Below are 23,963 nucleotides of genomic sequence, written 5' to 3'. Positions count from 1 at the left end.
ATGTAGCATAAAGTTATGCCGATTTTGAAGGTCGTTGTGCTCGCCATTGTGCAGGGACTCGCAGAACTGCTGCCGGTCTCCAGCTCTGCTCACGTTGTTGTCGCCGAGAAACTGATGGGACTTGATCCATCCTCTCCCCAGATGACGCTGCTGCTGGTCATGCTGCACACGGGCACGATGTTCGCGGTGATTGCATATTTCTGGAAGCAGTGGAAGAAAACCTACTTCTCAAGCGCGGATGCGTTTAAGCGTTTTGTGGTTCGTGCTGCCTGGGCATCGGTCCTCACAGTTCTGATCGGCGGCATCCTGAAGACCGCGATCGAGAAGACGATGTTTCACGGAGCGCCCAATGCTGAGATTGAAGAGCTCTTCGGAAGGCTGGATCTGATTGCCCCCGCGCTTCTTGCTGCAGGAGTGCTGATCATCATCGCCGGACTGCGTGAACGCAAAGGCGCTCCAGCAACGCAGGTCTACGGAAACAGTGTCACCATGGGGCAGGCGGGATGGATGGGAGCTGTGCAGGGACTTTGTCTTCCCTTCCGCGGCTTCTCGCGGTCCGGTGCAACCATCTCGACCGGTATGCTGACCGGGGCCGGCAAAGACCGCGCGGAGCGATTCAGTTTCGCGCTCGCAGTCATTCTGACGCCACCCGTTGTCCTGCGCGAGGCAATGCGGCTCGTGAAGGCCTCCCACGAGGCGGCTGCCAGGGGGTTGCACATTGATCTGCAAAGCAGCGTAGCGACGAGCGTGATCGGAATGGTCCTGGCGTTCTTCGCCGGGCTGATTGCCCTGAAGTGGCTCAGCGCGTGGCTTGAGGAAGGACGCTGGTATCTGTTCGGGATCTACTGTCTGGCAGCGTCTTGCGCGGTGTTTTATCTCCACCACCTTGGATACTAGTTGCGGATACTAGTGGCCCAAAAACTCAAAGGCACGTGCGGTGTAAATTCGCACGTGCCCTCAAAGACCTGTCTGTAAGGATTACTTTGTAACCGCTGCGTCGCGGTGGCTCTTCACATAGTCATGGGAAGTAAGAATGTGAGCCTGCTGCTCCGCCAGAATCTGGCGAATCGGCAGGGGCAGATCATGTTTCAAGACATCCTCATAAGCCTCTTTCGTGGTGTCTTCGCCCTCCTCCGCAGTTGCAAGCAGGGTGTGATCTCCGCCGCCAAGCTTCGCTTTGAGATCTCCCCAGACGCGCTGAATCGTGCCGGCAGTGGTTCCCGATTCTTTTATGTCGTGAAAGCCATTTTGATGGAGAACCTCCTCCAGATCCCCACGAAAGCGGGCCCGTTTCAACGATTCCGCGAGGAAGTAACGCTTCAGGGTCTGGTCCTCAAGGTGGTCGCCTATGTCGGCGAGTCCCTTTTGCCCGTCCACAAGGGTGTTGATCACAGATAGCAGCGCGAGGTGCAACTCATTACGCTTGTCAGCGTCCGTCGGCATCGGGAGACCTCTTTTTCGAAATTTTGTTCCAGTTGAGCAGGGTCCGCCGGCTATCAGCGATTCTCCTTCGCCGGCGGCAAGCAGGAGAAATCGCGAAAATCCCGCTCCCCTGCCAACCGGATCCTAAGGGCCGCCGAAGTTCATTCGGCGGGAAGTTATAGGGATAGATGCGCGCTTTTGGCCGAGGTTTGCATCCGGATACCTGCCGGGCAGTTTTTCGATTTTGTTTCGCATTTTGGCTGATTCAGTCTGGGATAATCGAAGCTGCTCTGGTGGTTTACAGCCTCGGTGGCGAACCTGCTACGACCGGCCGGCACGAAGAGGCTCGGCTGCCGGCATGTGAGAGAGGCTGCGCAAATCCCCGATGAAGACCTTTAGACTTGTCTCGACCCCGACTCGCAATCGCCGCCTGAACGAGATTATCGGCCTGACGGTACTGGTGGCTGCCGCGCTGCTTCTGCTGGCCCTGGTAAGCTACACTCCCACTGATCGCTCCTTCAATACCGTGGGTATCTCCGTTGCAGGGCGTCCGGCGCACAACTGGACAGGGATTACGGGCGCTTACATCTCCGACGCCATGTTGCAGTCCATCGGTCTGGCAGCTTTCTTTCTTCCCCTGGTGCTTGGAAGACTCGGAATTTGCTGGATGATGTCGCGACCTGCGGGCTCGCCCGTAGCCAAGGCCGTGGGACTCGCGATGTGGATTATCTTCGGTCCGGCGGCGATCGCTCTTCTGCCTGGTCATATGCTGTGGCGCGGCGCGCTGCCGATCGAAGGAACGAGCGGGCGTCTGCTGGCCGACATGCTGGTGGCCTATCTCAACCTTCCCGGCGCTTCCATCGTCCTGGCACTGATGGTTGCGCTCTCGCTCTATCTGGCGACGACCTTCACCTTCAATACAGCTCGCGAGTGGACGACGATGCGCTTTGGGTTTGCCCAGCGACTTTGGGAGCGATGGTCGACGTGGCGAGAGAGCCGCCGCGGAGCAGATCTTCCGATGGAGCAGTACGGCAGCAAGCGTGAGCGGGCCGAGCTGCGCGCGCAGCGAGAGCGTGAACTGGTCGAACACAAAGCTCGTGAAGCCCAGGCACAAAGCAAGGAGCCAAACCCCACTCTGCTGGGCAGCCTTTTTGGATGGCTGAGCCGTCGCAGAAAGAACAGGCGAATTGAGGCTGAACAGGAGACTGGGGCTGCGGCTGCCGAATCTTCTGTGTGGCAGGCTATGCCGCGGACCATGGTCGACGCTCCTCCAGTGACACCGTTGGGTACTGCAGCGGCAGCGGCGGCTCCCTACGCTGAGGCGCTTGCGAAGGCGGCTGCACCGCTACGAGCAATCGACGACGTTTCCAACTTCGGTGACAGCGAATTCAGTCCCGAGGTTGAGCGGCACACACCACCACCCGTGACCAGCCGCGAGATGGCTCCGGCGCGCGCGCTGAAGAGGCCTGTCGACGAGATCCAGCCCGTTCCCGTGCCTGCCGATACGGCGGAGCGCGGCATCTCGTTCGGAAGACGTGCGGATGCCGACATCAAGGCAGTGGCGATCACGCCAAAGAGCGTGCGCGGGTATAAACTTCCTCCCTCTTCGCTGCTGCATCGCAGCGAAGAGCAGGCGACGGTACGCGAAGATGCCCTGCGCGAAGAAGCGCGTGTGCTTGTAGAAAAGTGCGCCGAGTTCGACGTCGATGGGCAGGTAACCCATATCAATCCCGGTCCTGTCGTGACAACCTTCGAGTTCAAGCCGGATGCCGGCGTGAAGTATTCGCGAGTCACCGGGCTGGCTGACGATCTCTGCCTCGCGATGGCCGCCGAGAGCATCCTGATCGAGCGAATGGCTGGAAAATCCACGGTCGGAATTCAGGTCCCCAACTCCGAGCGCGAGACCATCTGGCTGCGCGACGTCGTCGAATGCGAGAGCTTCGCTCAATCCAAGTCGCGGCTTGCGATCGCTCTTGGCAAGGACATCAATGGTCGCATCGTCACTGGAGACCTTGCGGCCATGCCGCACGTTCTGATCGCCGGTTCAACAGGTTCAGGTAAATCGGTCGCCATCAACGCGATGATCATGAGCGTTCTGTTCAAATCCACACCCGAACAAGTGCGCATGATCCTTGTCGACCCGAAGCGGGTTGAACTCGGCATGTATGAGGGAATTCCGCACCTCTTCACTCCCATCATTACCGAGGCCAAGCTTGCAGCCAACGCGCTGCGCAATGCGGTGCGCGAGATGGAGCGCCGACTGAAGCTGCTGGCGGCGAATCACGTTCGCAATATCGATCAGTTCAATAAGCTCTTCGACAGCGGCAGTGGGCATCTCTTCGAGGACGTGAATCAGGAACCGCTGCCTTACATCATGATCATCATCGACGAGCTTGCCGACCTGATGATGCTTGACAGGGCCAACGTCGAAGAAGCGATCACGCGGCTCGCACAGATGGCGCGTGCTGTGGGAATTCACCTGGTACTGGCGACGCAGCGCCCTTCCGTCGACGTGATTACCGGTCTCATCAAGGCCAACGTGCCTACGCGCATGAGCTTCCGTCTGGCGACGAAGGTAGACTCGCGCACGATTATCGATTCCAACGGCGCTGAGAGCCTTCTTGGCCGCGGCGACATGCTCTATCTGCCACCGGGCACAAGCCGCGTACAGCGCGTGCATGCACCTTTCGTTACCGAAAAAGAGATCTCAGCCGTCACCGAATTCTGGAAGGCCCAGGGCCAGGCCGAGTACGTGGAAGGATTCCTCGAAGGTCCGAAAGACGAGTCCGGGAAGGACATCGACGGCAGCTCCGATGGCGAAGCCGACGATCCGATGTACGACGATGCGGTCCGGCTCGTCTTTGAATTCGGCAAGGCATCGACCTCCCTGCTGCAGCGCAGGCTGCGCATCGGCTACGGTCGCGCCGCGCACCTGGTCGACATGATGTACAACGATGGCCTGGTGGGTCCTGCCGACGGATCGAAGCCGCGCGAACTGTTGAAGTCGCCGAACTGGATGAAAGAGGTCGATGCGGCGATGCGGTAGAAAAACCTGCGCCGCAAAGGTCACTGCGGCAGATGCCGAGAAGAACGAATCGCGACAACGCCGAGAATGCAGACGACAGCGAGGAAGGCTACCCAGACCAGCTCCGGATGGCGCTCGGTCGCAGCCCGCGTGTCGGGACGCTCCCTATAGACAGGATTTTTCTGCTCTGGGCCTAGACGCGCCTGGGGTGTCTGATTGGTAAGTACAGCAGTGCGGGCAAAGTCATAGTCAGGCGAAGAGAGCGATGGATCCCCGTAGAAGAGCGTGAGCGAGTCAGTCGATGAGGCGTTGAAACAGAGGCGGCGCTGGCGCATCTCGAGCCGGACTGCAGCGATGGGAAGCGGCTGATCGTCGCCATTGTTGATCGCGACTTCGACCTCGGCTGCACTCTGAAGATTGGAGCCAAGGGTAGCGGGGATACTGAGGCGCTGCTGATGGATCTCCCGGCCGGCCTGGGTGAGACGAACGCGAAAGATGTTGCCGGCAAGGGCCTCGCCTGCGGAAGCTGGCGTGCCGGAGGCATGATCGCTGATCGAGGCATTGCGGCTGAAGTTCCCCTTGAACTCGGGCGCGAGAACAAAGGTTACGCGCTCTACGGGAACACGCACGGGCAAGGTGAAGCGGGCGATGGTCTGGCGTCCGCGTTGGGTGATGGTCTGGGTTTCTGCGGCGACCGAGAAGACCGTCTGGGCATCGCGACTGGGTGGAACAGAGGCCCCACGCACCATCCCGACCAGGGGCGAAATACTGCGAGAGCCGGGCGCAGGCGAGACATCCAGCTGAATGTGCAGATACGGAAAGGTGGACTCCTGCAGAGGCAGCGTGGTGCTGCGGGAGAGATGTTGCGATGTGAGGTCGAAGAGGGTGAGTTCACCAAGCCGGATTCCTGCGGGATCACCGGGGTGCTCTATGCCTGTCACGGTTGCGGTCACAATATAATCAACTCCCGCAAGATCGAGCACGACCTCCGTGTAGGGGCGATGGGGCATCGCCAGATCGAAGCTGAGGACGCGGCCATGCAGACCCAGGTTCAGAACGCGGGCAGGCTCCGGGTCTGGCTGGACCGGCTCGCTGAGAGTAACAGCGTAAGGAATCTCCTGCACCTGCGCGGTCTGTGGATACAGCCGCAGGTCTTTGAGAGCCGCGGAAGAATGAGCGAAGGTCGCCGCATCGAGCACGGCGCAATTCTGCCCGACGGCAGCAGGAACAATTGCCCGCTGATAGCGGAAGTATTGGCGCTCAGCCTGGGGCGGTGTCGCGGCACCCGCCGCAGCGCACCAGAGCAGCAGAAAAATCAGGGAGAGCCGCTTCACGATTCGTGCCCTGAGGAAGTCTCCGGTCCGTGCGCCACTCCGGAATCGCGCAGGGCAAGCCAGTCCTTCTGGTAGGCGAAACTTACGGTCATCAGAAGAGCGCCCAGGCCGAGGAAGCTGACAACGCGATAACCCTGGCTGAGGTTGCGCATGTCATAGAGAAAGGTCTTGCCGATAGTGAAGACAAGGAGGATAAGCGCCTGCCAGCGTATGAACGCCGTGCGACGCCAAAAGCCGGCCGCAAGCAGAACGGCTCCATAGGCCATGAGAAATGCGGAGACGGCAAGAGCCCGACGCAGCTCGGAGTCGGAGTTTGCCGCGGTCACGGGCCACAGCGATTGGATCTCCCGGACGCCGGTCAAAATAGCGAGAAGGTTGATGACGATGATGGACCCGCCAGAGAGATGCGCCCAGAGAAGAGTCGTCTCATCCGCGACAGCGATGCGGAGTGCAACCGCGGCGACAACCGAAAGCATAACCAGCCCCATCAGGGCCATACCGAAGTCTGCATTGAGAAACGGCGAGTGCGGCGAGGGACCATACCGTGACGTTACGACCTCACGCAGCCCAAGAAGAACCGCGACAAGATTCACCGCGATCAGAGAGAGGAAGGCAAACTGCGACCACGCCGGAAAGGCGACCCGATCGATGCGTCTGGTTCGGAGGGCGAGCCATGCTGTGGCCGCGAATGCCGCTGCAGCCACCAGGGCGGTTGCGAGGTTGTGATTGAAGAGGGGCAGGGTCTGGCCGGCATCGAACCAGAAAGGCACAGCCAACAGACCACCTAGACCGAGGACGAGCGACCCGGCAGAGAGCCAGCGCAGAACACTGGCCGCACCGGAAGAACGCGAAGAACTACCCTCAGCGTCAGCCGGCAACGATGCCACTCGTGCGGACACCCAGAGCAGAGCGACTCCCTCGACGAGCCACGCGATGGTGATCCAGTGACCACTGGCCTTGAGAGGAATCGCGATTGTAAGAAAGACGACCGCGAGAGAAAGATGCATTGCTGCGGGAACCGAACCTTGCGGCAGCCGCGCCATCAGCAGGTACGTCGCAGCGAGGATGAGCATCAGCCAGGGAAGAAACCAGTGGCGTCCGGAGGCCTGCATAAGCGAATACAGCGCGAGCGAGATGAAGGCTGCATTGCCGAGCGGGAGAAGAATCTCCGGAAAAAAACGGCTGAGCGAGCGGAAGAGGCCAGAATGTGGCTCGGATTCCGGAGTCCTCGAACCAAGGGGAACGAAGGCGAAGACCAGAAAGAACAGACCCGCGAAGACGGTGGTCACTGCAAACGCCGGCTCCTCATAAAATCTCGCGTACCATGCGATGAAATAGAGGACCGTTGCCGGAAAGGCTCCAAGCAGCAGACGCTGCCAGGGCTTGATTCGCACCAGCGCGACCGTCGCCATGTCGATCGCTAACAGGTAAGTGAAGAGAAATGCTTCATGGTTTCCGCCTGTTGACAGCAGAAGTGGAGTGGCGAGCCCTCCGGCAAGCGCATACGCGGCAAGCAGCTCGGCGTCCTGCGCCCATGCCATGTAGGCGTTCCATGCCGTGATCAGAATCATGCCGCCCAGGCACGCCTCTGAAGGCATCACGTGGTAAAGCTGGTAAGCCGCCCAGAGGGTGAGATAGAGAACTCCTGAACCTATCGCCTTGAGCGAATACGAGAAGGTAGAAAAGCCCTTGCGTCGAAAGCGCTCTGACCAGACGATGACACCTGCTCCCGCGACCAGGCCGATAAGGATTCGCCCGACTTCTCCGATCCATTGTTTGTCGATTGCAAGCTTCAGAAACCATGTCACGCCAATCATCAGGGCGATGATGCCTACTCGATTGAAGACCTGCGCGCCGAGGCGATTCTCGAGCGAAGAGGAGGAACGGGGAACCGCCGGAGCCTCTACTGGAGCGACCCGGGAAGGCCGCGACTGCATGGGAGGAGAGGGTATCGGTGGAGGCGGCGATGCTATTGGAGAAGAAGGAACTCCTGTTGCGGACGACCGCATCGTGGCCAGCTCCCGTTCGAGGGCTTCCACCCGTGCAGTCAGCAGGCGCAGCTCGGATGCGCCTGAAACATCATCGGCGCGACTCTGCGGCGCTTGCGGAAGATCCTCCGGACCCATAAAAATACTGTACCGCCTGCGCCCATGGAGTGGCATGGAAAACTGGCACTTGATACTCTTCCCCCATGGCCGATCGCCGACCTCGCAGAGTTCTCGTGGTGGATGACGACTCCATGAGCCGCGAGCTACTCCTGTTGCTGCTGACGAGAGAAGGTTACGAGGTGGAGCTGGCCAAATCCGGCGAGACGGCTTTGCAGATACTGAGTGATTACAGTCGCGTTCGGCCCGAGGCAGTACTTGCGGACCTGCAGATGCCGGGACTCTCAGGAACATCGTTCGCGGCCAAGGTGCGTGCGCTCTATGGTGACTCGCCTCGCATGATCGCCATCAGTGGAAGCGAAGCTCGAGGAGAGAAGCTGGTTGGATTCGACGGTTTTCTGCGAAAACCTTTCACGATAGCCGCTTTGAACCGGCTGCTCGCCAGTGAGGCCATCGTTAGAAGCGAGGCCCCGGAGACATCGACAGGTTCCGTAATTCTCAATTCAAAGACGTACGAGATACTTGCAGCTTCCATGGATCGAGAGAAGCTGTTAACGCTTTATGCGATTTGTGCCGATGACTCCAGAACACGAATTGTGGCGATGCGGAACGCCGCCCATCGAGGGGATGATCAGGAATATCGGAGGCAGGCGCACGCAATGAAAGGAAGTTGCGGTATGGTAGGTGCGGTGGAGATACAGGCCATCGCGGAATCGATCGAGACCAATGGCCTGAATTCTGACACCATAGATATGATCGACAAATTGCTGCTGGCCTGCGATCGACTCGTGGATGTATTGGGCGAACGCAAAATCTACGCAGGAGAGCAGGTCGTCGATCAGAGGAAGAGGGGAAGTCGCGTATGAATGAGCCCGGAAAGAAGTCCGCCGCCAGATCCACTGCAATCGCGCCGGTCCGCATCGTCATAGCCGACGATCATCCAGTGGTTCGATTCGGCGTGAGAAACATGCTCGAGAACGAGCCGGGATTCGAGATTGTAGGCGAAGCCGGTGATGGTGACGTCGCCATCACCGAAACCCTGGAGCTTGAGCCGGATGTTCTTCTACTCGATGTCCAGATGCCTCGATTGCCTGGCCTGGAGGCCTTGCGAGCCATCATGGATCGATCGCCAAGGGTAAAGATCATTCTGCTGACCAGCACGATCTCCACCCAGCAGATTATTGAGGCCCTGCAGATTGGAGCGCGCGGAATCATCCTGAAGGATTCAGTCGCCGGCGACCTGTCCAAGGCAATGCGGGCTGTGCTCGCCGGAGATTACTGGATCGGCGGTGAACGCGTAGTGAATCTTCTCGCGGCTCTCAATGACTTGATGAGGCAGGCTGCAGCCGTCTCCGAGAAAAAGACATACGGTCTTACTCCGCGGGAGCTTGAAGTAGTTACCTGCATCGTCGAGGGCTGCAGCAATAAGGATGTCGCGAATCAATTCACGATCAGCGAGGAGACGGTAAAGCGCCATCTTTCGAACATCTTCGATAAGACCGGCGTCTCCACACGCCTGGAGCTGGCCCTCTTCGCAATCGCACACAAGCTCGTCTCGCTGGACTCATAGAGGCCGGGCAAGGCAACTCGCGCCGGCCTTCAGTAAGATGAATACATGAGCGAGCAGCCTGCCCCCTCGGAAGCGATAGCAGATCTGGCCGTCATCGGTGCAGGTCCCACCGGCATGGCCTGCGCCATTGAGGCGCAGCGAGCGGGATTCACCGTTCTGCTCATCGACAAGGGTTGTCTCTGCAACTCCCTGTTTCACTATCCGTCGAACATGACCTTCTTCACGACTCCGGAGCTTCTGGAGATAGGGGATATCCCCTTCCCCAGTCCCAATCAGAAACCCGGACGTGATGAGGCTTTGGAGTATTACCGCAAGGTAGCTGAGCATTACGAGCTCGATGTCCGACAATACGAGACCGTCGAGCGCGTCACCGGCAGCGATGGAGATTTCTCCATCCATACCGTGGACCGTTTTGGCAGACCCATCAGTCATCGCGCCCGAAAGCTGGTAATTGCGACCGGATACTACGATCTACCCAACTATCTGAATATCCCGGGCGAGGAGCTGAGCAAGGTCTCCCACTACTACAACGACCCACATCCCTATTACGGGCTTGATGTCGTCGTCATCGGCGGCAAAAACTCCGCAGCCATCGCGGCCCTCGACCTGTGGCGACACGGCGCCAGGGTAACCCTCGTGCATCGCGGCCCGGAGCTGCATCGCCACGTCAAATACTGGATTCTTCCCGATATCAACAATCGAATCAAGAACGGCGAAATCGCGGGCTACTTTTCCAGCATCGTCATCCGCATTACCGAAGACGACGTTACCCTCGCAACTCCGGACGGCGAACGCATCCTTCCGAATCAGTTCGTCTTCGCCCTGACCGGCTACCAACCGGACTTCAAATTTCTTGAGGCTCTCGGCGTGCGGCTGGATGAGGCGAACGACCGCTGCCCTGCCTGCGATCCGGATACGCTCGAAAGCAATGTCCCGGGAATCTACCTCGCCGGCGTGGTGATCGCGGGCGAGCGCACAAACGAAATCTTCATCGAAAACGGCCGCTTTCACGGAAAGCAGATCGCAACGGACCTGCTGGCAAGGAACATCTCGGCTGCCGCCTTCGACTAGGCTCTCGGACAGGTCAGCCGATGACTCTGCGCAAAAATCCCCGGATTCCAAGCCACGTCAACAGGATCAGGAAGACAACCAGCATGCCGAGAATCAGGGCGGGATGCATGTGGGGAAGCGTAGGCGTCACCGCGGAGCGCAGACCTTCGCTCATGTAGACGATGGGATTAATCAGGACACCGATCTGCAGCCAGCGAATGTGGCTGAGCGCTGTCCAGGGATAGTAGACACACCCCAGAAAGGTAATGGGCATTACGACCACACCGAAGATAAGACCGATCTGCTTCGGTTCCACAGTTGTGCCGATCGCCAGCCCAAGCGCACCCGAAGTAATGGAAGCGAGCACCAGGATGGCGATCAGGTAGGGCCAGTTGTTGACGTGCGCGACAACCGGAGTGGAAGGAATGTAGTACGCGAGCGGAAACACAACCGCCGCGGCAATGATGCTCTGCATCGCCGAGAAGAGGATCTTTTCGATGGCAACCGCAGCGACAGGCAACGGACACATCACGCGATCGTCGATCTCGCGCGTGATGCCGAACTCTTGCGCGAGCGGAAGCGCGACCGCCGCGATTCCGCTGAACATGATGGCTACAGCCATCAGTCCGGGCAGCAGCACCGTACTGAAGTTCGTGCCCATGGCCGCCGCCGTGGGATTCATCGCGGCCCCATCGCTCATGTGCGGCATGATGAAGGTAAAGACGAACAGAAACAGCATCGGGTTCATGCAGACGCGGATAACGAAGGGAAAGATCTCCCGTCGCAGGACATGCAGGTCGCGCAGAAACAGGCCCATGAAGGCGCGAGCGTACTGCATCTTGATGGAGCCGCCGGCCGTGGAGGGAGCATGGGTGTCGATCGTGGCAAGTTCAGTCATAGAAATCTCGGCATTACTCGCGAAGCTCCCGGCCCGTCAGGCGGATGAAGACCGTCTCGAGGCTGGGTTCGGTGATGGTCAAATCGCGCAGGCCGTAGGGATTTGCGGCGTGAACGACATCCGACAAAAGACCCTCCGTTCCACCTGCGAAGACACGCAACCCCTTTTGCGTGGTCTCCACACTGGCGACTCCGGGCTGGCGCTCGAGCTTCTCGAGTAACTGGGGGACGCCTTGCAGATTGCGGAGGTCCAGTTCATAGATGCGCTGCGCACCGACTGAATTTTTCAGAGCCGAGGGCGTGTCTTCTACAAGGATTCTGCCGTGATCGATAATTGCGACCCGATCGCAGAGTTCGTCAGCCTCTTCCATGTAGTGCGTCGTCAAAACCACGGTGATTCCCTCTTCCCGAAGGTTCCGTACCGCCTCCCACATGGCGATGCGGCTCTGTGGATCCAGCCCCGCGCTGGGCTCATCGAGAAAGAGAACCTTCGGATGATGCGCAATCGCACGCGCAATCTGGACTCTCTGGGCCAGGCCACCTGAGAGCTGCGCCGGATACGCCTGCGCCCGTTCGGTCAGGTGAAACTGTTCCAGCAGCCTGTCGGTCCGCTTCTTCGCATCGGCACTCGAAAACCCGAAATAGAGGCAATGAAAGTAAATATTCTCGTATACCGTACATGCGCGGTCCAGCGTGTTGTACTGGGGGACCACACCGATACACCGCCTCGCCTGCGACGGCGACTTGACCACGTCAATGCCTGCAATCCGAACACGGCCGGCAGTCGGCAAGGCACGTGTCGTGCAAATGCTGATGGTCGTGGTCTTACCCGCACCATTCGGTCCAAGAAATCCGTAAAGCGCGCCCGGGCGCACCGAAAGATCGATGCCATCGACGGCAACCACACGCTGCTTGCCGTCGTAAACCTTCCTCAGGCCTTCGATCTCAACGATCACGGTGGTCCCTCCCTAAATGCGCGATTCTTCAGAGTACATGATAATGAAGGCTCGATTGCGGTGGCCCGGAACGTCTCCGTTCGCCCGCTCGAAATACTACAGAACACATAACTTTTGACGTTCCAAGCATACGGATTGCTGTGCGGTTATTGCAAAGCTCGCCGGGGTTTTCCTCTCCACGGCGTAGAATGACTTCATGTCGCGTGGATGGGAGAGCAAATCCGTGGAAGAACAGCAAGCACAGGCCGCCACCCCGAAGCCGGACACGCAGGAAACCGGCACCGATGCCGCCGAGCGCAAGCGTCGCCTCCAGGCGCTCGAGATGCAGCGTGAGCGCATCCTCTCGGAGCGGACCTCGAGCCCACATCGTCGTTCAGCCCTGGCTTATGCGCTGGCCGACATCGAGGAGAAGCTGGCCGAGCTGGGCTGGACCGTGCATATGTAGCCGCCGCATGCGCTGACTCCGCCGGTGTGATCTGGCGGGAACTAGCGCCGAGCGGCAGCTCCGGGTTAACTGTGTCGATGAAACACGACGGAGTTGGCTTGGTCGATCGTCGTCATGACTACCGTGTGAATATTGACGTGTGCTGGACGCGAAGCCGCCCATACGATCGCATCCGCGATGTCCTCCGGCTTGAGCGGTGTGATGTTCTGATAGATCTTCGCCGCGCGCTCAGTGTCTCCCCGGAAGCGGATTTCGCTGAATTCCGTCTCTACCATCCCGGGATCGATCGAGGTCACGCGGACCGCCGTTCCCATCAGATCGATCTTCAATCCTTCGCTGATCGACTTCTCCGCAGCCTTTGTTGCGCAATAAACGGCTCCATTGGCATAGGTAATGTAGCCGGCGGTGGACCCCATGTTGATTACATGGCCGCGGCCCCGCTCCACCATTCCGGGCACAACCGCGCGAGTCACATACAACAGCCCCTTGATATTGGTGTCGATCATCTCTTCCCAGTTCTGGGGATCGTCCTCGTACACCTTCGTCAGGCCACGGCTGAGGCCGGCATTATTGACCAGCACATCGATTCCGCTCCACTCGGATGGAAGGCCCGTCAGAGCGGCTTCGACATCGGCTCGCTTCGTAACGTCCAGAGCAAAACTTCGGACCGCTGCGGCACCCGCCTCGCTTAGTTCCCTTTCAAGGTCCTTCAACCGATCCACGCGCCGGGCGCAGACTGCCACCCGCGATCCTTCTCGTGCAAATGCCAGCGCCGTTGCCCGCCCAATGCCGGAGCTCGCTCCCGTTACCAGTACCGTCTTTCCGCTCAGATATCCCATAGCACTCTTATAAACAAAAGCTGGAGGGCCGTGTGAGACTCTCCAGCTTTTTGTGAATTCCAACCAATCTATTCCGGAGGATTGGAGGTTCCCCGAGTCGGTGTCTCGGGCGCAGGAGCAGGAGCAGGCGCAGGAGCGGCGTCTGCATCCGGCCCTTTCTGCTGCACCCCAATTGCATCGCCTGAGACGACCAGTTGCACCCTCCGGTTCAGCGCGCGGCCCTGTGCGGTGTTGTTGTCGGCCACCGGCTTGGCCATGCCGTATCCGGTCGCAACAATATTGTCCACCTGGACGCCCTCGGTCATAAGAAAGTCGCGGACGGCTCCGGCACGGTTTTCTGATAGCTTCTGGTTGAACTCCGGACTGCCGGTGCTGTCGGTGTATCCCTCCACCTGAAGCTTCAGGCCAGGATATGCCTGAAGAATCCCCGAAACCTTCGCCAGACTGATCTGCGTCGCAGGCTTCAACGTGTACTTCCCAGTGTCGAAGAGAACGTCCGACATGTTCACGATCAGTCCGCGTGCGGTCTCGCTGGTCGCCAGGACGCTGTTGAGCTGAGCACGCAGACGCTCACGCGCTTGCCGGGCGCTGTCGGCGCTCTTGGTCGCCTCCGCAGCCTGGGCCTGGGCCTGGGCCGCAGTGGCTTCGGCGCGGGCGCGTTCCGCATCAGCCTGCGCCTGCGCGGCTCTCGCGCGTTCCGCATCGAGCGCCGATTGCTGCGCCTCAAGCTGGGCCTGCTGACGAGCCACCTCCTCATTGTGCTGGCGCTCGGCAGCCTGTCGACGAAGGGTTACCAACCGCGCGTCCTCGGCCCGCTGCACTGCTTGACGGGCGTACGTGATCCCCATCTTGGTGTCAGGTTTTTTCCCGGTCAGAATATCGGTGGCGTTCCTCAGGTCAAGCGTCGTCTCCTTATAAATGTCCGCGGCGTATTTTTCCGCGCCCGCCTGCTGCGCGATCCGAAGCGCATTGTTCGCCTCATACAACTCGAGCGGCATCTTTTCGTCGCGCGTAATTGGATCGAGGACCGACTTGGCGCCTGCAGTCTCGGCATAAGTGCCTCGGGGCAGCAACACGTAATGGGCGTTCACCTTTTCCAATACGCCTGTCGTCCGATCCTCAATAATGTGATTCTCGAGCACGACCAGATCGCTCGGCTGTGTCACTGAAAAGTAAGGCTCGGCCGTGACGATCAGTCCAAACGACTGCAGCGCCGTCGTCACGGTGATGTTATTTTTTGTCCCTGCCGGAAGCACCTCGCCCAGATTGTTCGGTCTCCCGTCCGGCGTGATGGCCCACAGCACATACGTCAGATACTCCCGGCCGAAGCCGTTGGCGGGAGTCAGTCCTTCGAATCGAGCTTCGATCGTGATGCCTCCGCGCTCGCTCGTTACCTTGGCATCCCCCTTGGCCAGGGGAAGCAGCGGAGTCCCTTTAAACGCGATCCGGGTGGAGCCGCTGCGGTGCAGATAATTCACCGCGTCCAGATCGCGTTGCACAACCTTGACTCGATAAAGATAGACCCCTTCGGACTCCTTGGTGATCTTGTTGTCGTCCGGGGGCGTCTGTTGCGCCATCGGGTTCGGTTCCTGGGCCGTCAGCCTGGCCGCAACCAACGGCGAAAATCCAACCATGGCAAGCACAAATGCGCCAACTACTGCTCGACGCTTCATCTTCAGCATTCACGTTCTCCTTCGTCCCTAGGCATAGGCACACATTTGAGCGCGAAGAACTTCGCATTCGCCGCGATCTGCCCCTTCTATGGTGCGATGCCCCGGCGGGAGAAAAAGTAGTCTCGCGGAAACCAGACGGAGCTTAGGGAAGGATGGTTCCATCAGGGCGCTTACCCAAAGAAAAAGGAGCGAATCCTCTGCCAAACGGGCAGAGGATTCGCTCCCTCGGTTCCGGTCATGCCGAGTGGGTGTTGGTTCGCTGGACGAAATGATACGGAGGCCAGGGGCCGGATAGCTGCATCTGGCATTCTTTCATCTGCTGCATCGCCGAGGTGTATTTGTTCTGGTAGCGCTCGATGGTCTTGTTATCGATCAGGTGAGCGATATCGAGAAGCATCTTGCCCGACTCCATTCGCCTGCAGGTGATCTCCTCTGCCAGCGGAAGGAACATGCGATGCATCTGGACCGACAGAGCCCGTGCCCGCGACTGACGCTCGCGCTGCCGACTGGCGCTCTCTCGAAGACTCGTCAGGTACTGCTGGCCGACCGTCATGTCGCGAAGCGTATTGCCTGGGCACGTATCGTCGACCAGGACCTTCAAATGCATCTCGGCCTTGCCGCGAAGACGCTCGACATTGGCAAGGAAGTGACGCTGGTTGGAGCGGACCGAGCGCCGCAGAGCGTCGTCGTCCTGAAAGGTGGTTCCGAAACGGAAAGGCAGGACCGTGGAGTGCTTGAAGCAGTCAGCAATGACGCGAGCGTGGTCTTTCTGGGACTGTTGGTCCATCCGCGCGCTGTCTTCCGCGTTGTGCTCGGAGACAATTACCGCAAGATCGCTGGCTGGAAAGAGAAACGTCTGGTTACCGAACAGACCCGTGACTCCGGTAAGCGGCATCGGACGACGATGCCGGCAAAGTTCCGGAAAGGCCTGTCTTTCTGCAATGCAATAAGCGTACCATGCCATCGTTTTTACCTTCCCATGGCGCAGGCAGGGCTTAAGCTGCCCTGTCAGGCAGTTGATGATGCAATTCACACTGAAACGAAAGATTTGGACATCTCTTCTGCGACACTTTCGCCTTCTGCACACATGAGCGAGAAGCGCACTGTGCCGAAGCCGAAACGGATACTAAGCCGATTGAATGACGATTGGCAAGATATTTTTGCCTAAAAAAATGCAACGAAAGCAGAGCACGGGCATCCCCCCCTTCTGCTTTCGTCAGGTTTCGTTCTGCTGTCTTTCACGCTTCAAAAAGAGATCCTCGCCAGACACGAGGCTGCCCGCGAAATTTCCGCCACTTACAGCCAACCCGGAATGCAAAAAGCGTGTCCAACCCCCTGTCACCCGGACGTAAATCTTTACACAGCAAGGCAAAGCGGAATCAATGACCGTAAATCTGAAGTCTCGTCTCATTCTGTCTCAGCAAAGAGGGCGGTGCTGGCTTCGCAACCTCGCGATGGTTAGCCTTCTGGCCATCGGCATTCCCTCGGTTATGCGCGCACAGGATAAGCCAGCCGCTTCAGCGCCCGATGTCATCATCTTTAAAAACGGCGACCAGCTGACCGGAAAATTCGAGCACAGCATCGGCGACGAAATCGTCTTCCAGAGCGACGCCGTAGGTGAGATCACCGTCTCCCTGGACAAGGTCAAGGAGCTGCGCTCCAGCAGCAACTTCGTTATCCTGAAGAAAGACGAAAAGGTCACCCGCACCCCGAAGCAGCCAGAGAGCCTCGCCGTGGAAGACGGTGCAGTGAAGACAACGGCTCCCAGTGGAACGACCGAGACCATTGCCGGCAAGGATGTCGGCTACATCGTCGATGGCGGGACCTACAACAAGGAGCTGAACGGCAATCCCGGCTTCTTCCGCGGGTGGAATGGATCGGTGACGGGCGGCGCGACCGTGCTGCAGTCCACCACCTATGGGCAGAATTACACAGCCGCGCTCGCGCTCGTTCGTGCGATCCCTTCGGTTGCCTATCTTCCGCCGCGTACCCGAACCACCTTCAACCTGCTGGAGACCTATGGCAAGCTGACCCAGCCGGTCGTTCCCAATCCCACCGGCCTGGCCGCCGCGGAAGCGAAGACCAGCATCTTTCACACGGACTTTGAGCACGACAAGTACTTCACCCCGCGTTTCTACATGCTGGGTGGCCTGTCGTACGATCACAACTTCGCCCAGGGCCTGAACTTTCAGCAGATCTACGGTGTGGGCGTCGGTTACACCGTCTTTCAAACCGCCGTACACCAGTTCGATGTGAAGACAGATATCCACTATCAGCAGCAGAAGTTCATCCAGCCCGTCCAGCCCGCTCCCCCTGCGCCACTGCTTCCGCTGACTCCCGACCAGAACCTGATTGGCTCCACATTCGGGGAAGCCTACAAGCGCACGCTTCCAGGTAAGATCCTGCTTACCCACAGCGGCACGTACATCCAGTCGTGGAACAACACGAACGCCTGGTCTGCGATCGGTGTCCTCGGTCTGGCGCTTCCGGTCTATCACCACTTCAGCCTGAGCGTGAACCTTCTGGACAACTACCTGAACAATCCGGCCTTCGGCTTCAACAAAAACAGTCTCCAGTTCGTCACGGGTGTGACCTACTCTTTCCACTAGACTCTGAGTGAAAGAAAGAGAAACGCGGTCCGGAGGAACTTCTGACCGCGTTTCGTCGTTTAAGACAGTCTTTATCGGCCTTGCAGGATGCGTTCTACCGGATCTGGAATCTCCTTGTCGGCGTTTTTCAGCAGAAGACTGACCTGCCACATCTGCGTATCGGAGAGAACGTGCTTGAAGGCGGGCATGCCCGTCAGCCGGATTCCGTTCGCGACTCTCCAGTACGTCTCGCCAGGTTCATCGTCGCTGACACCGACGACGCCTTTGCTCCCATGCTTCTTCCAGAGCGGGGGAGCGGAGGGATACATGTACTTCGCATACCCCACATCGTGCCCCGGTGTCCCATGGCAGGCTGCGCACTGTGCCCGATACACTCTGGCTCCGCCTTCGAAGACGTCCTCGCTGATGCCGAAGGGAGGGTCTTTCTTCTCGCTGTCGATGCGGTTGTGCAGGGGAATCCCGACCAGTTGCTTCTCGAGCGGAAAGGTCGCATCGCTCACGGCAACCGGCAGCTTTCCGAAGTACAGATAGGCGTAGCCCCCGGCAGCGACAGCGGCAACCCCCAGAACAAATCCCAGAAGCAGCTTGCCGAAACCTCCGCCACTACTTTTTTTCGCCATAATCAAAACCTTTCCGGAGTAATTCGCGATGGAAAATTCGTTGTCTCCGCCCTACGGATGCTGCGGATGTTCTAATAAGAGTTGGCCCGCGGTCGAGTTCCGGCCCTCGCGCCCCAAGTTCCACCTTAGCAAGAGCCCAGCTAGTGCAGGAGTAATCGTTGATGTTCGGTTTCAGGTTCAGTGTGAAGTGTGCGGCAGCCGCGCTGGCTGCCTTGTTCGTTGTCAGCGGATCCACTCCCCTTCAGGCCCAGTTTTCGCGCAGGCGAGAGACCAATGCCAATCGTAGAGCGCGCATCGAGCGCACCATTCAGGACACCTACTCCCACAAGTGGGAGGTAGGCGGCGGTGGAGGCTATCTTCGCTTCCGCTCCGGCGAAGATCTCCAGAGGAACAACGAGGTTACCTTCTGGATGTCCGGAACCCGCTTCATGAATCCGAAGTTTGGCATCATCGGCGATGTTCGCGGCGCCTTCGGCAACGCCAAGGTCGGCAATACCCAATTCAACATCCAGAATCCGCAGATCTCTCAGTACACCTTTATGGGCGGCCCTCTCTATCGCTTTTACCTCAGGGAGAAGATGTCGGCGAGCGTCTTTGGCACGGCAGGCGCGGGAATCGGCAAGTTCGACAGCGGATCGAAGGGAATCCCGGCCGAAGATCTCGGGTTATGGCCTTCCCAGACCCGCGCGGTCTTCTCGGCGGGCGTGAACCTGGACTACAACTTCTATCCGAACCTGGCCATGCGAATCACTCCAACGTACCTGGGCTCGACCTGGGGCGGGACCATCCAGAACAACCTGGGCGTGAATCTCGGTATCGTCTATCGATTCGGCCGCATCAAGTAGCGCTTTTCTCGGAACCAGTGACCGAACCTCGCCGTCAGGAGATTCTGGCGTGAGGTTCGGTCATGTTTTTGGGATCGAGGATCTCGGCGATCTGTTCTTCGCTGAGCAGCTTCTTCTCCCGCGCCAGATCGACGATCGAGCGGCCTGAAGCGACGGACTCCTTCACCAATTCGGCTGCCTTGCGATAGCCGATGTAGGGGTTGAGCGCGGTTGCGAGGGCGATGGTGCTGGAGGCGTAGAAGGCATTGCGCTCCCGGTTCGCCGTGATCCCGCGGATGCAGTGCACCTCCAGTTCGCGCAGCGTGTTGGTCAGAATCGTGATCGACTGCAGGGTTGCATGCGCCATCGCAGGCATCATCACGTTCAGCTCGAGCTGCCCGGCCTGGACCGCCATCGCGGTCGCGGTGTCGTTGCCGATCACCTGGAAGGCGACCATCGCGGTCAGCTCCGCCAGCACGGGGTTCACCTTGCCGGGCATGATGCTGGAACCGGGCTGCAGGCTGGGCAGGAGGATCTCGTTAAAACCGGTGTTCGGGCCTGAGGAGAGCAGACGCAGGTCGTTCGAGATTCGGATCATCTCGAGCGCGAGCGTGCGCAGCGCGCCTGAGACCTCGGCCATGGGGGCACAGGACTGCATCGCATAGCGGAGGTCGTAGGCGGGGTGCAGTTCGAGCCTGGCGATGCGGGCCAACTTGGCAACGGCCTTCTCGCGGTATTGCGGATGAGTGTTGAGGCCGGTTCCGACGGCCGAGCCTCCCAGACCCAGCGAGTGCAGCGTAACGGCGTTGCGCCGGATGGAAGCTGAGGCTTCGCGGACGGCTACGGCGTAGGCGGCGAACTCCTGGCCGAGAGTGATTGGAACAGCATCCTGCATGTGCGTACGGCCAGCCTTGAGGATGTCCTTGAACTCGTCGGCCTTCGCCGCAAAACTCCCGGCAAGCCCTTCCAGCACCGAATACAGCTCTTCGAGAGCCAGCAGCGCACTCAGCCGCATGGCCGTGGGAAAGACATCGTTGGTCGATTGCCCATAGTTCACATGGTCATTCGGATGAACCTTTTTGTAGCTGCCAAGCTCCTCGCCGAAGATCTGGTTCGCGCGGTTGGCCAGCACCTCATTGGTGTTCATGTGCAGGCTCACGCCCGCTCCCGCCTGAAAGACATCGACGACGAAGTGATCGTGGTGCTTTCCGTCGAGAACCTCCTGCGCGGCCTGGGCGATGGCGCTTCCCTGCTCGGGGGTGATCAGGCCGAGCTCGGCGTTGGCCTCGGCTGCGGCGAACTTGATCATTGCGAGGGCGCGGATGAGGAAGTGATTGGCCTTGAGGCCGCTGATGGGGAAGTTGGCGACGGCGCGGGTAGTCTGGGCACCGTAGAGGGCTTCGGCGGGGACTTCGACTGCACCTAAGGAATCGTTTTCGGTACGGATATCGGACATCTGCGTTCCTCTCACCAATTAGATGCGGTCGTTCTGAGACTGGGATGAGACAACGGTGCGTAAGACATCCTAGAATTGAGCGCATCGAAGATTCGAAGCGCTCAAGGAACAGTTGCATTCATGGCCACGATCAAGCAATCCGATTTCATTCAGTCTGTCGCTGACGCGCTTCAGTACATCAGCTACTACCACCCTGAGGACTTCATCACCAACCTTACGCGCGCCTATGAGCTGGAGCAGTCTCCGGCGGCCAAGGATGCGATGGCGCAGATCCTGATCAACTCGCGCATGTGCGCCGAGGGGCATCGGCCGGTCTGCCAGGATACGGGCATCGTTACCGCCTTTGTGAAGGTCGGGATGGAGGCTCGCTGGGACAACGACGGCAAGCCGCTGATGACCGTCCAGCAGATGGTCGATGAGGGCGTGCGCCGCGCTTACAACCATCCGGACAACAAGCTGCGGGCGAGCATTCTGGCCGATCCGGCGTTCTCGCGCAAGAACACTGGTGACAATACGCCAGCGGTGGTCTCGGTGGAGATGGTCGAGGGCGGCGATGTGGACGTGACGGTCGCGGCCAAGGGCGGCGGTTCGGAGGCCAAGAGCAAATTCGTGATGCTGAATCCGTCGGATTCTATCGTCGACTGGGTGGTGAAGACGGTGCCGACGATGGGTGCGGGCTGGTGTCCGCCGGGGATGCTGGGAATCGGCATTGGCGGAACGGCGGAGAAGGCGATGGTGATGGCGAAGGAGTCCCTGATGGACCCGATCGACATGCAGGAGCTGATTGCTCGGGGGCCGAAGAACAAGATCGAGGAGCTGCGGATCGAGCTTTACAACAAGATCAACCAGCTGGGCATCGGCGCGCAGGGACTGGGCGGCCTGACGACGGTCCTCGACATCAAGATCATGGACTATCCGACGCACGCGGCGAACCTGCCGGTGGCGATGATTCCAAACTGCGCGGCGACGCGACATGCGCATGTTCATCTGGACGGCTCGGGGCCGGTGGCGCTCGATCCTCCGTCGCTCGATGTATGGCCGGAGCTGACCTATGACACCTCGAAGGCGCGGCGGGTGAATCTCGATACCGTCACGCACGACGAGGTGAAGACGTGGAAGCCGGGCGAGGTGCTGCTGCTGAACGGCAAGCTGTTGACGGGTCGCGACGCGGCCCATAAGCGCATGACCGATATGTTGAACCGTAGCGAGAAGCTTCCCGTCGACTTCAAGAACCGGTTCATCTACTACGTTGGGCCGGTCGATGCGGTGCGTGACGAGGCAGTCGGACCTGCGGGACCGACGACGGCTACGCGCATGGACAAGTTCACACGGCAGATGCTGGCGGAGACCGGGCTGCTGGGCATGATCGGCAAGGCCGAGCGTGGACCGGTCGCGATCGATGCCATCAAGGAGCACGAAGCCGTGTACCTGATGGCGGTCGGTGGCGCGGCATATCTGGTCTCGAAGGCCATTCGCAGCTCGAAGCTGCTGGGCTTCGGCGACCTGGGCATGGAGGCGATCTACGAGTTCGAGGTCGTCGATATGCCGGTGACCGTTGCCGTGGACTCAAAGGGCGTGAGCGTTCACCAGACCGGACCGGCGGAGTGGAAGGCCCGGATCGCAGGCGGGCTGGGCGGGGTTCCGATTCTTCAGTAGAGGGCCCCTACCCCCCTGTTTTTATAAAGTTCTTGTTTTCATTAAGTTACGCGATTCAAACAGGGTAAAATATTGTAAATAAAGGGCTTAATTGCTAAAATCTTGATTCTAAAGGGAATGGCTCACGGATCGAATCCGTGAGCCATTTTTGATTCCGCTTACAGGATAGCAGGAGAGGAGAAACTAATCGGCAAATTTATCTTGCTGATTTTATTAGGCTTGCTGTTCTTTCCGCTTGACAGGTTTCCTGGTTTTGGACTCGGCAGGCATCCTGCAAAAATACTGAGATTCTTCGCTTCGCTCAGAATGACGGTTTGGAAGGTGTTTCGGCTGTGGGAGGAGGAACGCAGATCCCTCCACTCCGCTTCGCTCCGGTCGGGATGACAACTCATGGGTGACACCGCATTGGTCGGGATGACAACTCATGGGTGACACGCATTGGTCGGGATGACAACTCATGGGTGGCACCGTACTGGTTGGGATGACATCTCACGGGGGATGAGACCTCACTTTGGTAGCTCACTTCTGCGCCTTCCCTCTCTTCTTCTTTCTTCATACTTCTCTTCCTAGTGGACCTTGCCGGCGGCGTTCTCCAGGACGACGTTGGAGAGGATGGCGGTGTCGAGGGTGGCGGGCAGGTGAGAGGTGAAGCCGATGCCTACGTAAAAGGGACCGTCGAAGTGAAGCTGGATGGGTGGGCCGAACTGGTGGAGGGGTTCGCCTTCAAGCGAGATGTAGAGGGCGATCTGGTCGCCGCGCTTTTCGACGCCGATGCGTTTGGGCAGAATGTCGACGCGGGCTGAGGGGTTGGGGCTGGAGGGCAGGCCGACGGCGGCGAGACGGTACTCGTAGTCGCGGAAGTTCGCTCCCCGGGTGGGACGGACGGCGAGGTGGACCATGCCTGTGCCGTGCTCGCCGGCCATGGCTTCAGGGGAGTCGTCGTCGAGGTTCTGGCGGATGACGAGGACGGCCTTGCGGTCGTTGTAGCCCTTGGGGTCGGGGAAGGTGACGTCGGCAGCGAGCGAGACGTCGCCGGAGACTTTCTTCCAGAGAAAACGGAACTCGTCGCGGGAGTACCAGATGTTATAGCCGGCGGAGTGGATGGTGTACTGCTTCGTCGCGGGGTCATAGCTGGCGAAGCCGGGAACTACGGCGGCGCCGATGTCGGACTGGCCCTGGAAGAGGCCGATGGGGGTGTTGAAGTTGCGGCTGGGGCGGTGGAAGTCGGCTGGAGGTGGGACCTGTTTATGGGTGGGGGAGCCGGGCTGGGCCCAGTCGGGGACTTCGGGGGTTTGGGCGTGGAGGGTTGTTGCTAAAAGTGCGAGGGTGAAGAGGATTTTCATGGCAGGAGAACTTTAGCAAAGTTGCTGTTCCCCATTTGGTTTGAGGTTTTCAGTAACCCGCGAATCCAGTCCTGCGATCGGCAGGTTTTGGTTCGCGCTTTTGCGCGAATCGCCCACTCATGCGATAAGGCCGCATGAA

The 23,963-nt window shown here is 59.2% G+C and carries 20 protein-coding genes; 9 read left to right on the top strand and 11 right to left on the bottom strand.

Features of this window, described 5'->3' with window-relative positions; all coding sequences use genetic code 11:
* Positions 1-15 precede the first annotated feature (15 nt).
* Positions 16-897 carry an undecaprenyl-diphosphate phosphatase gene (locus BDD14_RS19795; protein ID WP_130420496.1) on the top strand — a complete coding sequence of 294 codons (882 nt, stop codon included), beginning with the start codon at positions 16-18 and terminating at the stop codon, positions 895-897.
* Positions 898-978: 81 nt separating this feature from the next.
* On the opposite strand, the gene BDD14_RS19790 is transcribed toward BDD14_RS19795, so the two are convergent.
* Positions 979-1,443 carry a PA2169 family four-helix-bundle protein gene (locus tag BDD14_RS19790; RefSeq protein WP_130420494.1) on the bottom strand — a complete coding sequence of 155 codons (465 nt, stop codon included), beginning with the start codon at positions 1,441-1,443 and terminating at the stop codon, positions 979-981.
* Between the two features lie 364 nt (positions 1,444-1,807).
* Between BDD14_RS19790 and BDD14_RS19785 the strand changes: the two genes are divergently transcribed.
* On the top strand, positions 1,808-4,468 hold the full coding sequence (locus tag BDD14_RS19785) for a DNA translocase FtsK (protein ID WP_130420492.1): 2,661 nt from the start codon (positions 1,808-1,810) through the stop codon (positions 4,466-4,468).
* 20 nt (positions 4,469-4,488) lie between these two features.
* On the opposite strand, the gene BDD14_RS19780 is transcribed toward BDD14_RS19785, so the two are convergent.
* Both BDD14_RS19780 and BDD14_RS19775 read right to left on the bottom strand, forming a co-directional pair.
* Positions 4,489-5,781, bottom strand: a complete 1,293-nt coding sequence (locus BDD14_RS19780; RefSeq protein WP_130420490.1) for a hypothetical protein — start codon at positions 5,779-5,781, stop codon at positions 4,489-4,491.
* Positions 5,778-7,907, bottom strand: coding sequence for a DUF2339 domain-containing protein (locus tag BDD14_RS19775; protein ID WP_165420169.1), 2,130 nt, complete (start codon positions 7,905-7,907; stop codon positions 5,778-5,780). Before BDD14_RS19775 ends, BDD14_RS19780 begins: the two co-directional genes overlap by 4 nt.
* A 65-nt stretch (positions 7,908-7,972) precedes the next feature.
* Here BDD14_RS19775 and BDD14_RS19770 point away from each other — a divergent pair, with 65 nt between their 5' ends.
* Genes BDD14_RS19770 through BDD14_RS19760 form a run of 3 tightly spaced genes read left to right on the top strand, consistent with a single transcriptional unit; the run spans position 7,973 to position 10,527 of the window.
* Positions 7,973-8,752: a response regulator gene (locus tag BDD14_RS19770; protein ID WP_130420486.1), complete on the top strand. Its 780-nt coding sequence runs from the start codon at positions 7,973-7,975 to the stop codon at positions 8,750-8,752.
* On the top strand, positions 8,749-9,456 hold the full coding sequence (locus BDD14_RS19765; protein ID WP_130420484.1) for a response regulator: 708 nt from the start codon (positions 8,749-8,751) through the stop codon (positions 9,454-9,456). Before BDD14_RS19770 ends, BDD14_RS19765 begins: the two co-directional genes overlap by 4 nt.
* 45 nt (positions 9,457-9,501) lie before the next feature.
* Positions 9,502-10,527 (top strand): YpdA family putative bacillithiol disulfide reductase, encoded by a 1,026-nt coding sequence (locus BDD14_RS19760; RefSeq protein WP_130420482.1) that lies wholly within the window; start codon positions 9,502-9,504, stop codon positions 10,525-10,527.
* Positions 10,528-10,540: 13 nt separating this feature from the next.
* Here the strand turns inward: BDD14_RS19760 and BDD14_RS19755 are convergent, their stop codons facing one another.
* Positions 10,541-11,404 carry an ABC transporter permease gene (locus BDD14_RS19755; RefSeq protein ID WP_130420480.1) on the bottom strand — a complete coding sequence of 288 codons (864 nt, stop codon included), beginning with the start codon at positions 11,402-11,404 and terminating at the stop codon, positions 10,541-10,543.
* A 13-nt stretch (positions 11,405-11,417) separates the two neighbouring features.
* The gene (locus BDD14_RS19750) at positions 11,418-12,359 is read right to left on the bottom strand and encodes an ABC transporter ATP-binding protein (RefSeq protein ID WP_130420478.1); all 942 of its coding nucleotides are present in this window, start codon (positions 12,357-12,359) and stop codon (positions 11,418-11,420) included.
* Between the two features lie 196 nt (positions 12,360-12,555).
* On the opposite strand from BDD14_RS19750, the gene BDD14_RS19745 reads away from it, so the two are divergent.
* Positions 12,556-12,804 (top strand): hypothetical protein, encoded by a 249-nt coding sequence (locus tag BDD14_RS19745; protein ID WP_242618074.1) that lies wholly within the window; start codon positions 12,556-12,558, stop codon positions 12,802-12,804.
* A gap of 65 nt (positions 12,805-12,869) precedes the next feature.
* Here the strand turns inward: BDD14_RS19745 and BDD14_RS19740 are convergent, their stop codons facing one another.
* The 3 genes from BDD14_RS19740 to BDD14_RS19730 form a co-directional block, all read right to left on the bottom strand.
* Positions 12,870-13,643 carry an SDR family NAD(P)-dependent oxidoreductase gene (locus tag BDD14_RS19740; RefSeq protein WP_130420476.1) on the bottom strand — a complete coding sequence of 258 codons (774 nt, stop codon included), beginning with the start codon at positions 13,641-13,643 and terminating at the stop codon, positions 12,870-12,872.
* 68 nt (positions 13,644-13,711) lie between these two features.
* On the bottom strand, positions 13,712-15,325 hold the full coding sequence (locus BDD14_RS19735; protein WP_130420474.1) for an OmpA family protein: 1,614 nt from the start codon (positions 15,323-15,325) through the stop codon (positions 13,712-13,714).
* A gap of 226 nt (positions 15,326-15,551) precedes the next feature.
* Positions 15,552-16,280, bottom strand: coding sequence for a GvpL/GvpF family gas vesicle protein (locus BDD14_RS19730; protein WP_130420472.1), 729 nt, complete (start codon positions 16,278-16,280; stop codon positions 15,552-15,554).
* Positions 16,281-16,698: 418 nt separating this feature from the next.
* Between BDD14_RS19730 and BDD14_RS19725 the strand changes: the two genes are divergently transcribed.
* Complete coding sequence (locus BDD14_RS19725; RefSeq protein WP_242618073.1) at positions 16,699-17,925, top strand: DUF481 domain-containing protein; 1,227 nt, start codon at positions 16,699-16,701, stop codon at positions 17,923-17,925.
* Between the two features lie 71 nt (positions 17,926-17,996).
* On the opposite strand, the gene BDD14_RS19720 is transcribed toward BDD14_RS19725, so the two are convergent.
* On the bottom strand, positions 17,997-18,545 hold the full coding sequence (locus BDD14_RS19720) for a c-type cytochrome (RefSeq protein ID WP_130420470.1): 549 nt from the start codon (positions 18,543-18,545) through the stop codon (positions 17,997-17,999).
* 161 nt (positions 18,546-18,706) lie between these two features.
* Here BDD14_RS19720 and BDD14_RS19715 point away from each other — a divergent pair, with 161 nt between their 5' ends.
* Complete coding sequence (locus BDD14_RS19715) at positions 18,707-19,390, top strand: outer membrane protein (protein ID WP_130420468.1); 684 nt, start codon at positions 18,707-18,709, stop codon at positions 19,388-19,390.
* A gap of 34 nt (positions 19,391-19,424) precedes the next feature.
* On the opposite strand, the gene BDD14_RS19710 is transcribed toward BDD14_RS19715, so the two are convergent.
* On the bottom strand, positions 19,425-20,825 hold the full coding sequence (locus BDD14_RS19710) for an aspartate ammonia-lyase (RefSeq protein WP_130420466.1): 1,401 nt from the start codon (positions 20,823-20,825) through the stop codon (positions 19,425-19,427).
* Positions 20,826-20,945: 120 nt separating this feature from the next.
* Here BDD14_RS19710 and BDD14_RS19705 point away from each other — a divergent pair, with 120 nt between their 5' ends.
* A complete protein-coding gene (locus BDD14_RS19705) occupies positions 20,946-22,481 on the top strand; it encodes a fumarate hydratase (protein WP_130423388.1) in 1,536 nt (511 codons plus the stop codon).
* Positions 22,482-23,047: 566 nt separating this feature from the next.
* Here the strand turns inward: BDD14_RS19705 and BDD14_RS19700 are convergent.
* A complete protein-coding gene (locus BDD14_RS19700) occupies positions 23,048-23,824 on the bottom strand; it encodes a biopolymer transporter Tol (RefSeq protein ID WP_130420464.1) in 777 nt (258 codons plus the stop codon).
* Between the last annotated feature and the right edge of the window lie 139 nt (positions 23,825-23,963).

The sequence above is a fragment of the Edaphobacter modestus genome (genome assembly GCF_004217555.1).
In the GTDB taxonomy this organism is placed as follows: domain Bacteria; phylum Acidobacteriota; class Terriglobia; order Terriglobales; family Acidobacteriaceae; genus Edaphobacter; species Edaphobacter modestus.
Note: the sequence above shows the minus strand (reverse complement) of the source record. Positions and strands in the feature narration are given on the sequence as shown.

What these genes read in the sequence shown, in the direction of transcription:
- BDD14_RS19795 (WP_130420496.1), top strand. Translation starts at nt 16, where the DNA reads ATGCCGATTTTGAAGGTCGTTGTGCTCGCCATTGTGCAGGGACTCGCA.
- BDD14_RS19790 (WP_130420494.1), bottom strand. Translation starts at nt 1,443, where the DNA reads ATGCCGACGGACGCTGACAAGCGTAATGAGTTGCACCTCGCGCTGCTA.
- BDD14_RS19785 (WP_130420492.1), top strand. Translation starts at nt 1,808, where the DNA reads ATGAAGACCTTTAGACTTGTCTCGACCCCGACTCGCAATCGCCGCCTG.
- BDD14_RS19775 (WP_165420169.1), bottom strand. Translation starts at nt 7,907, where the DNA reads ATGGGTCCGGAGGATCTTCCGCAAGCGCCGCAGAGTCGCGCCGATGAT.
- BDD14_RS19770 (WP_130420486.1), top strand. Translation starts at nt 7,973, where the DNA reads ATGGCCGATCGCCGACCTCGCAGAGTTCTCGTGGTGGATGACGACTCC.
- BDD14_RS19765 (WP_130420484.1), top strand. Translation starts at nt 8,749, where the DNA reads ATGAATGAGCCCGGAAAGAAGTCCGCCGCCAGATCCACTGCAATCGCG.
- BDD14_RS19760 (WP_130420482.1), top strand. Translation starts at nt 9,502, where the DNA reads ATGAGCGAGCAGCCTGCCCCCTCGGAAGCGATAGCAGATCTGGCCGTC.
- BDD14_RS19755 (WP_130420480.1), bottom strand. Translation starts at nt 11,404, where the DNA reads ATGACTGAACTTGCCACGATCGACACCCATGCTCCCTCCACGGCCGGC.
- BDD14_RS19745 (WP_242618074.1), top strand. Translation starts at nt 12,556, where the DNA reads ATGTCGCGTGGATGGGAGAGCAAATCCGTGGAAGAACAGCAAGCACAG.
- BDD14_RS19740 (WP_130420476.1), bottom strand. Translation starts at nt 13,643, where the DNA reads ATGGGATATCTGAGCGGAAAGACGGTACTGGTAACGGGAGCGAGCTCC.
- BDD14_RS19735 (WP_130420474.1), bottom strand. Translation starts at nt 15,325, where the DNA reads ATGCTGAAGATGAAGCGTCGAGCAGTAGTTGGCGCATTTGTGCTTGCC.
- BDD14_RS19730 (WP_130420472.1), bottom strand. Translation starts at nt 16,280, where the DNA reads ATGGCATGGTACGCTTATTGCATTGCAGAAAGACAGGCCTTTCCGGAA.
- BDD14_RS19725 (WP_242618073.1), top strand. Translation starts at nt 16,699, where the DNA reads ATGACCGTAAATCTGAAGTCTCGTCTCATTCTGTCTCAGCAAAGAGGG.
- BDD14_RS19720 (WP_130420470.1), bottom strand. Translation starts at nt 18,545, where the DNA reads ATGGCGAAAAAAAGTAGTGGCGGAGGTTTCGGCAAGCTGCTTCTGGGA.
- BDD14_RS19715 (WP_130420468.1), top strand. Translation starts at nt 18,707, where the DNA reads ATGTTCGGTTTCAGGTTCAGTGTGAAGTGTGCGGCAGCCGCGCTGGCT.
- BDD14_RS19710 (WP_130420466.1), bottom strand. Translation starts at nt 20,825, where the DNA reads ATGTCCGATATCCGTACCGAAAACGATTCCTTAGGTGCAGTCGAAGTC.
- BDD14_RS19705 (WP_130423388.1), top strand. Translation starts at nt 20,946, where the DNA reads ATGGCCACGATCAAGCAATCCGATTTCATTCAGTCTGTCGCTGACGCG.
- BDD14_RS19700 (WP_130420464.1), bottom strand. Translation starts at nt 23,824, where the DNA reads ATGAAAATCCTCTTCACCCTCGCACTTTTAGCAACAACCCTCCACGCC.